Genomic DNA, 14,881 nt, shown 5'->3' on the forward strand with positions numbered 1-14,881 from the left:
ATCATTTTAATTTTGTTTATCGAACAGTAATGTTTCGGCTGAGCTTCTATGTAGATAATAATCGCGGCATATACTCATCATATGCATCCGTTATCAATTGTTTATGCAATGGACTGTCCGTAATAATCGCTTTCCGTTTGGCTTTGAGCACAATCTGCTCTACATCGGCGTAACTGCATCCTTTTAACTGCTTGCACATATAGGTTTTCAGGTCTGGCTGATGCTCAAATTGTCCAACCAGTTTGTTGATATATCGCTGCCTGCTCTCTTCATCCGGCATGCCATACGTTATTTTGGTATCAAATCTACGCCATACGGCATGATCCAGTTGGGTTTCCAAATTGGTGGCTGCCACCAGTACGCTATAGCCTTCAAATTCATCCAGACACTGCAGCAAGGTGTTAACTACCCTGGCCATCTCTTTCACTTCATCATTACTCTCCCGGGTGCGGCCAATGGCATCGAACTCATCCAAAAACAGGACACAGGGATTCAGGCGTGCATACTCAAAAAGTTTGCGTACATTCGTAGCCGTCTCTCCCAAATGGCTGTGAATGATGGCGTCCAGACGTACCAAAACCAGTGGGAGATTAAGCCGTGAGGCCAGGTATGATGCCGTTAATGTCTTCCCGGTGCCGGGAGGACCAAACATGACCAATTTGTTCGGCATGGAAACATCATGCTCCACAAAGCGTTCCTTCATGCCGAGAATGGTCAGGAATTCCTCAATGACACGCTCGTTCTCCTGTGAGAAGACGATGTGCTTCACTTTGCGTGTACACTCTTTTGGTGAATAAAAAGCAGCCATATCTATTCCCTTGGCACGGGGAATACGATTCATATGATTTGTTTTGCTCATGTTTGGATAACTCTCCTTCGTTCATGCCAGGAGAGTACTGCGAATCTCCAAGCCTAAATTAATTGATGTTTGAGAAGTGGAATAAAAGGCACGATCAACTAAGTTTTATAATCCTCACATTAAACGACTTAAAAAAAGATTGTCGTGAGTTAGTGGTGAGTTTCTTATTGCATTTCTGATTAATCGTAATAATTACTATTTAATCATAGCATACGACTGCCTTTTTGCAAAGTCAGTCTTCCACGCTCGCGCAAAAAGCTTTGTATAACAATTGCACATGTTGCATGCTCTGCCCAAATTTGCTATTCTGAAAGTGCATCGTTGTGTATAACGCAAATAAGCCCTCTTTATTAAGAGGACAAAAAAGTTTCGAACTTCAAGCGGCAACTTGAAAAGTCGAACTTATCTTTATACCAGCGAATGTAATCTAACTCAAAGTGAGGTTATTAATCATGGCAAAAGACGTATTGTGTGAAGTGAATTCCTGTGTTCACTGGGCTGAAGAGAACAAATGTAATGCTGATTCGATTTATATCGTGAGCCACAGTTCCCAAGAAGCAAGCAAGTCTGCTGAAACAGACTGCAAAACCTTTGAAGTAAAATAAAAACTTGACCATTGTTTTAAGTTAAAGGAGCCCTGGCCGGTTCCTTTTTCTTTTTGTATTGTAACAAGAATGATAATTATTATCAAGCCCTTTTGTCAAGTTCGTTATTCCTCTGTCAGGATGCACATAATGGCTGCTGCCCACGTAAACTACGAGAGCAGTCAATCTGCCCATGAACGATTAGATCCAAGAGGTGAATAACGATGCCTGTTAAAAGTGGCAAGCAGTACATTGAACGAATCAATGCCCAGACTGTCCCCTGCTGGTATAAGGGAGAACTCGTTACGGGTAAAAGATCCGAGCATCTTGCTTTCAAAGGGCTTATGGAGACACAAGCGCAGCTCTACGACATGCAGTCAGATCCGCTGCTTGCAGGCAAGATGACGTACGAATCCCCCGCGGACGGCAAACCGGTGGGACTATCATTCCTGCCGCCCACCACAGTGGATGATCTGCGGAAACGCCGTGAAGCGATGAGTGTCTGGTCAAACGCTCATCACGGATTTCTGGGTCGGTCACCCGATTATATGAACACGGCCATCATGTCATTCTATACTGCAGCGGATCTCCTTAACGAGTTGTCTCCGCAGTACGCTGAAAATCTGAGGAACTACTATGCCTTCTGTCGTGACAATGATATTACCCTCTCTCATGCCTTTATACAACCACACGCCAGCAAAATATCCGGGCAAATAGATGCTACGGAGGATGCAATCGCAGCCAAGGTGGTTGAGCACACCGAAGATGGCCTTATTATCACTGGGGCATTCATGATGGCTACACAGGGAGCAACTTGTGACGAAATTTTTGTATACCCGTCCCCCTCACCTGCCCCATTTGACGACGAGAATCCATTCGCCTTTGCGTTTGCCGTACCTAATGATCTGCCAGGCATCACCCTCGTTTGCCGGGATACCTATGCATCTGAATCACGCTTTAATTTTCCGCTCAGCTCCAGATACGAAGAAATGGATAACATCGTCATTTTTGATCATGTCTTAGTTCCTCATGATCGGATTTTCTTTGCCGGAAACGAAGAAATGTCCTCGCGTCTATTTAGCGGAAGCAACTTCCACATTCACGCGGGACATCAAGTGTTATGCCGATATATAGCCAAAACTGAATTCATTCTGGGAACACTTCAGTTGCTCACCGATACGCTTGACATTGCCTCTGAAGCACACGTCGTTGAAAAGACAGCACGTGTATTAGCCGGACTTGAGTCTCTTAAAGGCTTGGCCATCGCAGCTGAAGCTGGTGCCATTCCTGATGGTAGAGGTTTTATACTGCCTGCACCACAGCCACTGATGGCTGCCAATATTTTATATCCGAAGCTGTATCCCGAGATGATTGTAATTATCCAGTTAATGGCTTCAAGCGGGATGATTATGGTGCCTCAGGAGGAAGAATTCAAAACGGATGCAGCAGCGCATTTGGACATCTACCTGAGAGGAACCGATATGACAGCACATCAGCGCACTTCCCTTTTCCGTTTGATCTGGGAGCTCGGTGCAGGTTCATTCGGCGGCAGACAGACCCAATTCGAACGTTTTTTCTTCGGGAACAGTATTACCGTATCCAACCGCTTGTACTCAACCTATTCTGGCGTAGACACGTATCGTCAGCTCGTTAACAATTTCCTGGCAGACACGCATCATTAATTTCTGTTCGCCTAAGAGGCAACGTTTCAAACCAGATGGTCATAGACTGTCATCAGTTCAGAGGCTGGTCTGCTAATATCCACATCTCTTAATGCAGGCTGGTCTCCGTAACCGATGTGAAAGACTCCTAATACCTGCTCTTCACTGGTTAAGCCCATCAGATTCATAAATACGGGGTGCTGCTGATAATCATTCATTTTCCAAACCGCATGCAGTCCCTGTTCTGCTGCCAGCATGGTGAATCGCCTGCTCCAGGCTTTGGCAGGCAGCATATGATCCTTTTGACTGCCCGTTGGTGCAACGACAATCAGATGCGCAGGGATGGCTTCTGTATATTGATATGCGGCCCAGTCACCATATCGGTCTGCCAAGTGAGGAGGATAGCTCTGTCTGACCGCTTCCAGATAGAGCTGGCGCCCTTCTCCAGCAAAAAGCATAAATCGCCAGGGTTTAGAACTCATCACGTACAAGGAAGGATCTGCCTCATCCAGCAAACGTCCAATCACCGACTGTGGTACTGGAAGTGGGCTGAATTCGCAGCTTCCTGCACGCTTCTTGCCACTCCCCAATTGATTCACACCGGTTAACATTGTTTCGCTCCTCCTTTATCTTCACTATCTCAGACACTCTTCATGCAGATTTACATGAGCCAGTTCTTCTTGGGCTCCACTTCACTTTTTCTTCGGTCCACTTCCTCATGTATCCGGGCTTTGTCACGGGAGGTGAAATGTTCCGTTTCCGAATTTTCCGTTTGCGGGATACTGTCACGTACAAGCCTGATGTAATCCATTGAACGAACCAGGGATTGACGTCCCGGAATGAATCGAATTATACGACCTTCGAGTAAACAGTAAATTTCAATCATGCCAGGCAGCTTCCCGAAGGCTTCCCAGCAAAACACACTGGCCATATGCTGAAAAGCTTCAACTACGTTTGGATCGTGGACCACCAAGAATTTTTGAAGCAGCAGAGAGTCCCACCCTTCCGGTTGCCAAGCTGTCTGAAAAATCATCGATAAGTGCATGGAAAGTGCAGGAATTTCGGTTTTCCACTGTTCAAACAGGATCATGGGATGTTTCAAATCATCGTTCATGGCGATCGCCAATGATAGTTCATCAATGACTTTATTTTTCACATCCCAGTAATGAAGGATGGATTCGAAACCTGCTGCCTTTTTCGGCCACCACTTTTCCAGCATATATTGAACCGGAACCTCCTTGCGCACATCCGGGTCCATACTATAAAAGGCATTAACCGCATGACTGACCGCATACTGAACGCGGTGTCTCCATTGCAGCGGGGAACGCTCTGCAGCCTCCGATTCTGGGCGAATGAATCGATGCGGGCTGCGAAGCATCTCCTCCAATTTATAATCCTCAAGCAGTCGCTCCGAATGGTACGACCCTCTCGGCTGAACGGCTGCCTGAACATTAGGTTTCAACATAAGTTCTAGGACACCTGTAATCCGGCAGCAGCGAAGCGTTTACCGAATTCACGGCATGTATCCTTCTCCTGCTCCATCGGACTGTACTCAATCTTCAACATCTCTGGAGAAACCTCCGCCCCGCGTTCCTGCAGCTTCGCAGCTGCAAGATCCACCGCTCCGCAAAATTGTTCATAAGATGTGTCACCGCTGCCGAAGACTGCTGCTCTTTTGCCACTCAAGTCCAGTTCATCCAGCTCTTCGTAAAAATCAAGGAATTCATCGGGCAGTTCCCCGTCTCCCCATGTGTATACTCCAATGAGGAAAGCATCATATTCAAGCACATCTGCTGCATTGCAATCCACTACATCCTTGAGGACTGCCTCATGCCCTCCCTGTGTAATACCCTCTACAATCAGTTCTGCAATTTCTTCTGTATTTCCAGTCATGCTCGCATAAGCCACCAACAATTTAGCCATCTATTTTTCCCTCACTTTAATTTAGTCATCTAGATCATGCAGTTCATAAGGATATCTGAATTATTAAAATCATATGTGATAATGATTATCATTGTCAAATAAAATTTTATCTTTTCTTCTTTTTCAGGATATGATTACACAGCAAAATCAAAACAACAAAAGCCCCGTCTGCCCACCCCAACTGGCGTACAGGCCCTTTTTTGTTGTACAATAGTATCCAAATGACTTTTGAAGGATGGATAAACGACTATGTACGTAGCATCGAACTGGAAGGACTATGAAGTAATCGATACAGGAGGCGGCGAGAAACTGGAGCGTTGGGGCGATGTCATCTTGCGCAGACCCGATCCCCAGATTATTTGGCCTCTCGAAAAAGAAACCAATGAATGGCGCCAGGTGCATGGTCACTATCACCGCAGCTCTTCCGGTGGCGGCAGCTGGGATATGAAGAAACCAATTCCGGAACGCTGGACCATTGGATACGAAAACCTTAAGTTTCACATTAAACCGACCAGCTTTAAGCATACAGGCTTGTTCCCTGAACAAGCTGCCAACTGGAGCTGGATGATGGATAAAATCTCGAATGCAGGACGGCCCATCTCCGTACTCAACCTGTTTGCCTACACGGGCGGTGCGACGGTTGCTGCAGCTTATGCCGGCGCTTCGGTTGTTCACGTGGATGCAGCCAAAGGCATGGTGCAGTGGGCCAAAGAGAACGTTCAACTTTCCGGTCTTGCAGACCGACCTGTTCGTTTTATTACGGACGATGTATTTAAATTCGTACAGCGGGAGCAGCGCCGTGGTAACCGTTACGATGCGATTATTATGGATCCTCCGTCCTACGGCCGGGGACCTAATGGGGAGACGTGGAAGCTGGAAGAGAATCTCTACCCCTTCCTGAAATCTTGCATGAGTGTTTTGTCGGATAACCCACTATTCATGCTGGTTAATTCCTACACTACTGGCATCTCATCCACAGTTCTGCGCAACATGCTGACGATGACGATGTCAGCTCAATACGGAGGCAGCATTACTGCAGGTGAGATCGGTCTGCCGATTACACGCAGTGGGTTGGACCTGCCTTGCGGCATTCTGGGCCGCTGGGAGTCATGATGTCTGATCATGTACAGTCACCTGGTGATATTCCTGTACTATACGAGGATAATCACCTGTTAGGCATTACGAAACCTGTTAATGTCCCTACCCAGGAGGATGCATCGGGAGATCCCGATCTGCTCACGCTCCTGAAACAGGATTTGAAGGAACGGTACAATAAACCCGGCAATGTATATCTCGGTCTGGTTCACAGGCTGGATCGCCCCGTTGGAGGTGCAATGATTTTCGCCAAAACCTCCAAGGCGGCGTCCAGATTGTCTGAAACGGTCCGTGGACGACATTTCCGCAAAATATACGCGGCCGTTGTTCATGGTAAACTACCTGCGCAGCAGGGTACGTTGAGGCATACTTTGCTGAAAGATGCGCGAACCAACACAGTAACAGCTGTACCGAAAGGTACACCCGGTGGTAAAGACGCTGTTCTGGATTACCGGGTTATCGGTCAAACGGATCGATACAGTCTCGTACACATCGAACTTCACACCGGAAGATCGCACCAGATTCGAGTTCAAATGAAAGAATCTGGCTGTCCCTTGTTTGGAGATCAGAAGTACGGTGCAGGTGTGAACAAGCCCGGCCAGCAGATCGCTCTCTGGTCTGCCATCGCAGCTTTTCCTCACCCGGTAACCAAAGAAGAGATCACCTTAAGATCGCTGCCTCCCCGCGAGTTCCCATGGGCGGAATGGCCATCTGGCGTGTATGAGGATGCGTTTAAAGAATAATGGACAAACCGTGTATCCGAATCTATATTCTGGGTACACGGTTTTTTAACAATGTATTCGAAACGACAAGTATCATGACGATTCACTACAAGATGAAGATCTATTAGAGAACAGAGCCAATACTCCTGGGATGGAGAAAGGAAGTTTGCATTCCAATGACACCGTTCACTAAACAAGTCGTGGCCATTATTGCATCTATACCGGAAGGCAAAGTCATGACCTATGGCCAGATAGCTGCTCTTGCGGGCAGCCCCCGTGCTGCAAGGCAGGTTGTGCGCATTCTTCACTCCTTGAGCCGCAAGGAGCGACTTCCCTGGCATCGTGTCGTTAACGCCAAAGGAGAGATTGCCATTCCGGACGAACACGCTCGCATGATGCAGGAGACCGAGCTCATCAGCGAAGGTGTTGAATTTCAGCTGAATGGGACCATTAACCTCCAGCAGTTTGGATATGATCCTGGACCGGTATTTCTTGACGATTCATCGGAGGGATAACACCAGGAATAATTCTTGTTCGCTATCTCTAATACAAAAAGAGCCTCAGCAGTTCAAACTGCTGAGGCTCTCTCTCATTCAATCGCTTTGTATACAAGCGTAACTCGTATGAATATTAAACGATGATACCCGTAATAAAGTTAAGCTGTTGCATTCGCTTTTTGATGCTGTTCCACCGGTGTCGGTTCAATTGCCGGCTTCGTCTTACGGATAAAGAACGCCAGAAGCATTGCGGCAACGGTCATCCAGGTAGCCACCGTAAATGCGTAGTTTACCCCGTAGATGGTTGCATCTGCCGTAGCACCGAGCATAGCAGCTTGATCCTCAGGATTAATCTGTCCCAAGGCAAGTGTATCTGCCAGGTGGGATTTCAATTTACTGCTCATGATCGTAACCAGAATGGCTGTACCAATTGCACCAGCAACCGTACGAAGTGTGTTGGACATTGCTGTACCGTGTGCGTTCAAACGCTGTGGCAGTTGGTTCAAGCCGGCAGTCTGAATTGGCATCATCAACATCGACATACCGAACATCCGTGCAGTATAGATAAACATCATGTAGCCATATGTTGTATCAATGGACAGGCGGCTGAGCCCCCATGTCGTAATTGCAGTAATCGCAAGACCTGCAACGGACAGCCAGCGAGCACCAACTTTGTCAAAGATACGGCCAGTGATTGGAGACATAATCCCCATCAGAATCGCACCAGGCATCATGAGCAAACCTGATTCAATTGGTGAGAAGCCGCGAATATTTTGCAGGAAAATCGGAAGCAAAATCATGCCGGCAAACATCGCCATTGTCACAAGCATATTAATAATTGTAGTTAATGTGTACATGTTGTATTTGAAAATACGGAACTCGAGCAATGGATGATCGGTTGTCAGTTGACGAACAACGAACAGGATCAACGAGATGGCACCTACGACCAGGCAGCTGATAACCACTGCACTTCCCCATCCATCTGTACCAGCATCACTGAAACCGTACAACAAGCTACCAAATCCAAGTGTGGACAAAACAACGCCTGGATAATCGAGTTTCGGTTTGGATTGACGGGTTACATTTTTGACAAATGCAATACCGATTGCTGTTGCAATCACGGAGAATGGCAAGATGATATAGAACAGCAGTCTCCAGGAATAATGTTCTACCACATAACCGGAAAGCGTTGGTCCAATGGCTGGAGCAAGGATCATGGCGATCCCCATTGTCCCCATGGCCTGACCGCGTTTCTCAATCGGGAAAATGGTCAGGAACACGACAGTCATCAGAGGCATCAGAATACCTGCGCCTGCCGCTTGAATCACACGACCAACCATCAGAACGGAGAAATTCGGACTAATTCCGCAGACCAGCGTCCCTAATGTAAATAACGTCATTGCCGTAATAAAGATCTGACGTGTTGAAAATCTGGCAATCAGATAAGCCGTGACCGGAATTAGCACGCCATTGACGAGCATGTATCCCGTTGTCAGCCATTGGGCTGTATTCGCCCCGATACCGAGATCTTCCATGATTTTAGGAAGAGCCACGTTCATCAGGGTTTGGTTCAAGAAGGCTACAAATGCACCAATTAGCAGCGCGGCTACAATCGGTCCCTTCTTAATGTTGTCCATCGCAGAGGATGGAGCTGCAGCGGTAGTACTCATGGGTTGTTCATCTCTCTTCCTTCTAACTTTTCAATCATTTGAGTATGAATTCTTAGCAGATGCTCAAGATCTTCTTTTGGAATATCCAATATGGGAGATACTCTTTCCATCCACAACTGGTGGGTTTCCTGCTGTGCCTTATCTCCTTTATCCGTAATTTGCAGCATGACGGATCGGCGATCAGAATGGGAACGTGTCCGGACTATGTATTCACCCTTGACCAGACGTTCAACCACAGCACTCATGGAACTGCTGCCCATATGACACAGCTCAGCCACCTCGTTGATGCCAATGGAAGGACGCTCCTTCAAAATGGATAACACCATAAATTGAATCGAAGTTAACTCAATCTGCTTGTTTTCATTCCAGAATGCCCGAAACAGCATTTGATTCACTTGCCGGAACGAATTGATAATGTAGAATACTTCATACGTATCAATCATTAATTCACCCTTTTTACTTTTGGAATATAATATTTCGCACACGAAATATCAGGGGAACAATTATTTATTATAACAAAAATAATGACATAGTCAACTCTTTACATATAAATTTTCTGAAATTATTCATTGCTCTATGAAACAGACAAATCGTTTCACTCCAGCCAAAATAAAATACCATAGCACTCCTGCTTGTATCCTCAGGATTGCTATGGTATACCATTAACTTCAAATCATATCATCATGAATTATCCCCTGTCCATCATTGTTCATTAGGATGTGGAGGACAGCGCATGTTCCTTTGTTTTGGGGGCTGTCATCTTACCCAGCAGATAGACAAGCAGCTGTTGGTTGTGCATTGATATATTGCTAAGTACGGAATTCATGAAATCATTTCGAATGGCAACGCCACGTTCCGTCTCCATGCGTCCCTTGTCAGATAAGGAAACCCACACGATTCTTCGATCGTTGTCATCCCGATCTCGACGAATCAAATTGTTTTTTTCCATACGGTCAAGCAGCATCGTTACGGCCGCAGGTGTTGTAGCCAAAAAAGGAATCAGATCGGATGGCTTCATTTTCTGATGATCCTCAAGAACCTCCAATACAGCCAGCTGTGCCTCTGTTAAAGAGGGGGCCAGTTCCTGATCCATATGCAGCTTATAGTCCTTGGTGAGCCTTGACCAACACTTGGCAAAATCGGAATTATACATCTTGAATCGCTCCTCTCTGCAACCCGGTTTTTCACTTCACTAGCTTAACTTTTCGCGCTAAAAACCCGCATTCCTGCTGCATTTTTTCAATTTCCCAGCGATCGACCGTAATCGACGAAGGTTGTTAAACTTCGCATGGACAGCCTCTTTTAATCCGAGTTTGAACAACAAAAAAAGACTCTTTGCACGACAGAGTTAACTGCTGTGCAAAAAGTCTTTTTACTCATTTTACGATGTTGATGCTGGCTGATTCTCATCAAAATTCATGAGAAGCTCCACGATTTCATCCTGTTTCTCCACATGAACCAGCAGCTTGCCGATATGTTTGCGTTCCGTAATTGGTACACCTTCAGAGGAAATCGGATACGCTTGCCCTTCTTTGGTCATTACCGTTACGTTTCGTTGCTCCCTGCAATAGAAAGCCCCGGCTATGCGGCTTCCGTTCGGTTTCACACGCTTGCCTTCTTTGAATTCGAATGTGGCAATACCTTTGCCTCCGCGACTTTGCAATGCATAGTCCAGCAGCAGCGAACGTTTACCGTAGCCCAAGTCGGACAGCACGGCAATCTCGCCCTCATCTCCTTCCACCCATAGGGCGGAAACGACTTCATCCGTATCTTTTAACTGAATACCACGAACCCCTCCGGATACCCGTCCCATTGGATTGACCTCATCCTCACGGAAACGGATCGCCATCGCTTCCTTGGTGATCAGCATAATATCCTTGCCGCCTGTGCTCAGATGTACCGATAAAACCTCATCGTCCTTACCCACTTTGCAAGCAGCTACAGCTCCGGAACGTTTGGTGACGTACTCTTTCAGCTCGGTACGCTTCACCTGTCCCTTACGTGTAACGAAGACGAGACTGTGACCTTCTTCTTCGAAGGACTTGACTGCGAGCACACTCGCGATACGATCATCCTTCGCTAACGGGATGACATTGACAATGGCCGTTCCAGGGTCTTTCCACTTGAATTCCGGCACCTGGTGAACAGGCAGCAAAAAGTACTGGCCTTTTTGCGTGAACACGAGCAGGTTTTCAAGCGTATTGACTTCAAGCACCTGTGAAATATAGTCGCCTTCCTTTACACCGCTTCCGTTGCGTTCTCCGCCAGAACGAGTAAAGGACTGCATTCCCGTACGTTTCACATAGCCCTCTTTGGATAATGTAACAAATACATCTTCCGCGTTGACGAGGACTTCCAGATTAACCTTAAGCTCTTCCACCTCGCCCTGGATGGCCGAACGACGGTCGATCCCGTATTTCTCCCGGATCTCCATCAATTCTTTGCGGATGACACCAATTAGCTTGCGGTCACTATCCAGAATGGAGCGTAATTGGGCAATCTTTTTCATCAGATCGTCAAGCTCTTTCTGGAGGGACGTGATCTCCAGATTGGTCAAACGGTACAGCTGCAGCGTCAAGATGGAATCCGCCTGGCGCTCCGAGAATCCGAACATCCACATCAGATTATTTTGCGCGTCCTGACGATTTTTGGAGGCCTTGATTGCTGCGATGACCTCGTCAAGAATATTCAGCGCTTTGACCAGACCCTCCAGCACGTGTGCACGGTCTTCCGCTTTCTCCAGCTCATACTTCGTCCGGAACGTCACAACCTCACGCTGATGGGCGATATAGGCTTCCAGGATGGATTTCAACCCAAGCTGTTGAGGTGCCTTGTTCACGATGGCAACCATGTTGAAATTGTAGGTTACCTGAAGATCGGTTTTTTTCAGTAAATAAGCAAGAATACCTTGCGCATCCGCTTCTTTTTTCAATTCAACCACGATACGCAGACCGTCACGTCCACTCTCATCGCGAACTTCGGCAATACCTTCTACTTTTTTCTCAAGTCGGATATTCTCCATGGCTGTAACAAGACGGGATTTTACCACCTGGTATGGAATCTCGGTAATGACAATCTGCTGCTTGCCACCGCGCATATTCTCGATATCCGTTTTGGAGCGAATGTAAATTCTTCCTTTGCCTGTCCGATAAGCATCCAGAATACCTTCGCCACCCATAATTAAGCCGCCTGTAGGGAAATCCGGACCTTTCATGAACATCATGATCTCGTCCAGCTCAATGGATGGTTTTTCCATGACCGCGATGCAGGCATCTATGACTTCACGCAGATTATGCGTTGGTATCTCGGTTGCGAAGCCGGAAGAAATCCCACTTACACCATTGACCAGTAGGTTGGGATAACGAGATGGAAGCACAACCGGCTCTTTGGCTGTATTATCGAAATTGTCCTTAAACAGAACCGTCCGTTTCTCGATATCTCGCAGCATCTCCATCGCGATCGGCGACAAACGGGCCTCTGTATACCGCATCGCTGCAGCCGGGTCATCGTCCTGGGATCCCCAGTTGCCATGACCGTCGACGAGCACATGGCCCATTTTCCAAGGTTGTGCCATCCGCACCATACCATCATAGATGGATGAGTCACCATGGGGATGGTAGTTACCCATCACATCACCGACGGTTTTTGCAGATTTACGATAAGGCTTTTCAGGCGTATTACCGGAATCGTACATGGCGTATAGAATACGACGCTGCACGGGTTTTAACCCATCCCGAACATCGGGAATGGCCCGATCCTGAATAATATATTTGGAGTAGCGACCGAACCGGTCACCGACGACCTCTTCGAGAAAGGCCGGCAAAAATTGTTCTGATAGACTCATTCCAAGCACCTTCTATTCTTCGTACTCTGTAAAGTCGACGTTCTCTACAATCCAGCGTTTACGCGGATCGACCTTATCACCCATAAGTGTTGACACACGTCGCTCCGCTTTGGCAGCATCTACAATCTCCACCTTGAGCAGCGTCCGTGTCTCCGGATTCATCGTCGTTTCCCACAGCTGATCCGGATTCATCTCACCCAGACCTTTATACCGCTGAAGTTCGACGTTGTTTCCAAACTCCTTCATGTAATTCGCCAGCTCATCATCTGTCCAAGCGTAGCGAACACTTGCCATTTTGCCGGACTTGCGGGTGAGCTTATATAAAGGCGGCTGTGCAATAAATACTTTACCTTGATCAATCAGAGGTTTCATATAACGGTAAAAGAAAGTCAGCAGCAGCACCTGGATATGTGCACCGTCCGTGTCCGCATCGGTCATGATTATGATTTTGGAATAATTGCTGTCTTCAACGGCAAATTCAGTCCCAATACCCGCTCCGATCGCAGCCGTAATTGCACGATATTCCTCGTTTTTGAGGATATCCGCCAGCTTTGATTTTTCCGGATTGAGCGGTTTTCCCTTCAGAGGCAGTATCGCTTGAATCTTCGAATCGCGTCCCTGTTTGGCCGAGCCTCCTGCGGAATCCCCTTCAACAATAAACAGCTCGTTCCGGGTAAAATCCTTGGATTGTGCCGGAGTCAGCTTACCATTCAGGTTGGAACTTTCACTGCGCTTTTTGCCTGTACGCATCTCGTCACGGGCCTTGCGTGCAGCTTCTCTTGCCTTGGAGGCCTGAACCGCTTTGCGAATCAATGTCTGAGCCACCTGCGGGTTTTCTTCCAAGAACCGCTGCATGTTCTCCGAAACGACCGAATCGACCGCACTTCGAGCGGAAGCGCTACCGAGTTGATCTTTCGTTTGTCCAACGAATTCGACTTCGGACATTTTTACGCTGATGACAGCCATCATGCCTTCGCGAAGATCATTACCCTCAAGGTTTTTATCTTTTTCCTTAATCATGTTGGTGCGTCTTGCATAATCGTTCATCACACGGGTATACGCCGTCTTGAATCCGGTCTCATGTGTACCGCCGCCCCTGGTCGGGATCGAGTTAACAAACGAAGCCAGCGTTTCGGTGTACCCTGCGTTGTACTGAATCGCCACTTCAACCTCGATGTCATCCTTCTCCGCATAGAAGTGAATAACATCATGCAGCACATCTTTATTTTCGTTCAAATACGCAACAAACTGGCTTGCTCCGCCTTCATACATGTACTCATCCTGATTGCCTGAACGTTCGTCTTTCAGAACAATTTTCAGGCCCGAGTTCAGAAAAGCAATTTCCTGAAGCCGTTCTGCCAGTGTATCATAATTCAATTGAATGCCATTTTGGAAGACACGTATATCGGGTTTAAACGTTACTTTAGTCCCTGTCCGGTTGGTATTCCCGAGTACTTCGAGTCCCGTTACCGGCTCTCCGACATGTTCGACACCCTTTTTGTCCTGCCAATATTCGAAACGTTGACGATGAATCTTGCCATCACGGAAGATTTCGACTTCAAGCCACTCCGACAAAGCGTTCGTTACCGAAGCACCTACGCCGTGCAGTCCGCCTGATTTCTTATATCCTGATCCACCGAACTTTCCGCCTGCGTGCAAAATCGTAAACACGACCTGGGGAGTAGGAATCCCTGTTTTATGTATACCTGTCGGAATTCCCCTTCCGTTATCCTGAACCGTAATAGAACCGTCCTTATGCAGCGTGATATCGATTTTGGAGCAGAATTTGGCGAGATGCTCGTCGACAGCGTTGTCCACAATTTCCCATACCAAATGATGCAGACCTGAAGTACTGGTGCTGCCGATGTACATCCCGGGCCGTTTCCGAACCGCTACCAGTCCTTCAAGTACTTGAATGTCGTCCGCGTCGTAGCCTGAAGACCCCTGTCCTCCGCCTGTCGAACCTGCCGACATATCGATTTGCTCGACCATTCATGCTCCCCCTTCTTAACTTGCAACTGAAAAA

General features: G+C 47.2%; 14 protein-coding genes. 5 read left to right on the forward strand and 9 right to left on the reverse strand.

Annotated features, from left to right (window positions below; genetic code table 11):
* Window positions 1–46: 46 nt before the first annotated feature.
* On the reverse strand, window positions 47–859 hold the full coding sequence (locus GUA98_RS18225; protein ID WP_193724038.1) for an AAA family ATPase: 813 nt from the start codon (window positions 857–859) through the stop codon (window positions 47–49).
* A 452-nt stretch (window positions 860–1,311) separates the two neighbouring features.
* Between GUA98_RS18225 and GUA98_RS18230 the strand changes: the two genes are divergently transcribed.
* Window positions 1,312–1,464: a DUF1540 domain-containing protein gene (locus GUA98_RS18230; protein WP_095292667.1), complete on the forward strand. Its 153-nt coding sequence runs from the start codon at window positions 1,312–1,314 to the stop codon at window positions 1,462–1,464.
* A 203-nt stretch (window positions 1,465–1,667) separates the two neighbouring features.
* Window positions 1,668–3,125 carry a 4-hydroxyphenylacetate 3-hydroxylase family protein gene (locus GUA98_RS18235; protein ID WP_193724039.1) on the forward strand — a complete coding sequence of 486 codons (1,458 nt, stop codon included), beginning with the start codon at window positions 1,668–1,670 and terminating at the stop codon, window positions 3,123–3,125.
* Window positions 3,126–3,151: 26 nt separating this feature from the next.
* Here GUA98_RS18235 and GUA98_RS18240 read toward each other — a convergent pair whose 3' ends face one another.
* From GUA98_RS18240 to GUA98_RS18250, 3 genes are read right to left on the reverse strand one after another with little or no spacing between them, the layout of a single operon-like run.
* Entirely contained in the window at window positions 3,152–3,715 is a 564-nt protein-coding gene (locus GUA98_RS18240) for a nitroreductase family protein (RefSeq protein WP_193724040.1), read from the reverse strand.
* A gap of 50 nt (window positions 3,716–3,765) precedes the next feature.
* Window positions 3,766–4,569 (reverse strand): hypothetical protein, encoded by an 804-nt coding sequence (locus GUA98_RS18245; protein WP_193724041.1) that lies wholly within the window; start codon window positions 4,567–4,569, stop codon window positions 3,766–3,768.
* Window positions 4,570–4,574: 5 nt separating this feature from the next.
* A complete protein-coding gene (locus tag GUA98_RS18250; protein WP_193724042.1) occupies window positions 4,575–5,027 on the reverse strand; it encodes a flavodoxin in 453 nt (150 codons plus the stop codon).
* Window positions 5,028–5,276: 249 nt separating this feature from the next.
* Between GUA98_RS18250 and GUA98_RS18255 the strand changes: the two genes are divergently transcribed.
* The 3 genes from GUA98_RS18255 to GUA98_RS18265 all read left to right on the forward strand — a co-directional run bounded on the left by GUA98_RS18255 (window position 5,277) and on the right by GUA98_RS18265 (window position 7,359).
* Complete coding sequence (locus GUA98_RS18255) at window positions 5,277–6,140, forward strand: class I SAM-dependent methyltransferase (RefSeq protein WP_153979130.1); 864 nt, start codon at window positions 5,277–5,279, stop codon at window positions 6,138–6,140.
* On the forward strand, window positions 6,140–6,865 hold the full coding sequence (locus GUA98_RS18260) for an RluA family pseudouridine synthase (RefSeq protein ID WP_193724043.1): 726 nt from the start codon (window positions 6,140–6,142) through the stop codon (window positions 6,863–6,865). Before GUA98_RS18255 ends, GUA98_RS18260 begins: the two co-directional genes overlap by 1 nt.
* Window positions 6,866–7,020: 155 nt before the next feature.
* On the forward strand, window positions 7,021–7,359 hold the full coding sequence (locus GUA98_RS18265; protein WP_193724044.1) for an MGMT family protein: 339 nt from the start codon (window positions 7,021–7,023) through the stop codon (window positions 7,357–7,359).
* 140 nt (window positions 7,360–7,499) lie between these two features.
* Here GUA98_RS18265 and GUA98_RS18270 read toward each other — a convergent pair whose 3' ends face one another.
* The 5 genes from GUA98_RS18270 to parE form a co-directional block, all read right to left on the reverse strand.
* On the reverse strand, window positions 7,500–9,011 hold the full coding sequence (locus tag GUA98_RS18270; protein ID WP_153979132.1) for a DHA2 family efflux MFS transporter permease subunit: 1,512 nt from the start codon (window positions 9,009–9,011) through the stop codon (window positions 7,500–7,502).
* Window positions 9,008–9,454 (reverse strand): MarR family winged helix-turn-helix transcriptional regulator, encoded by a 447-nt coding sequence (locus GUA98_RS18275; protein WP_095361859.1) that lies wholly within the window; start codon window positions 9,452–9,454, stop codon window positions 9,008–9,010. Before GUA98_RS18275 ends, GUA98_RS18270 begins: the two co-directional genes overlap by 4 nt.
* A 269-nt stretch (window positions 9,455–9,723) precedes the next feature.
* Window positions 9,724–10,164 carry a MarR family winged helix-turn-helix transcriptional regulator gene (locus GUA98_RS18280; RefSeq protein WP_095361860.1) on the reverse strand — a complete coding sequence of 147 codons (441 nt, stop codon included), beginning with the start codon at window positions 10,162–10,164 and terminating at the stop codon, window positions 9,724–9,726.
* 228 nt (window positions 10,165–10,392) lie between these two features.
* Entirely contained in the window at window positions 10,393–12,855 is a 2,463-nt protein-coding gene (gene gyrA / locus GUA98_RS18285; protein WP_193724045.1) for a DNA gyrase subunit A, read from the reverse strand.
* Window positions 12,856–12,867: 12 nt separating this feature from the next.
* Window positions 12,868–14,847, reverse strand: a complete 1,980-nt coding sequence (gene parE / locus GUA98_RS18290) for a DNA topoisomerase IV subunit B (RefSeq protein ID WP_095292702.1) — start codon at window positions 14,845–14,847, stop codon at window positions 12,868–12,870.
* Between the last annotated feature and the right edge of the window lie 34 nt (window positions 14,848–14,881).

The sequence above is a fragment of the Paenibacillus sp. P13VS genome (genome assembly GCF_015143645.1).
Classification (GTDB): Bacteria; Bacillota; Bacilli; order Paenibacillales; family Paenibacillaceae; genus Paenibacillus; species Paenibacillus xylanilyticus_A.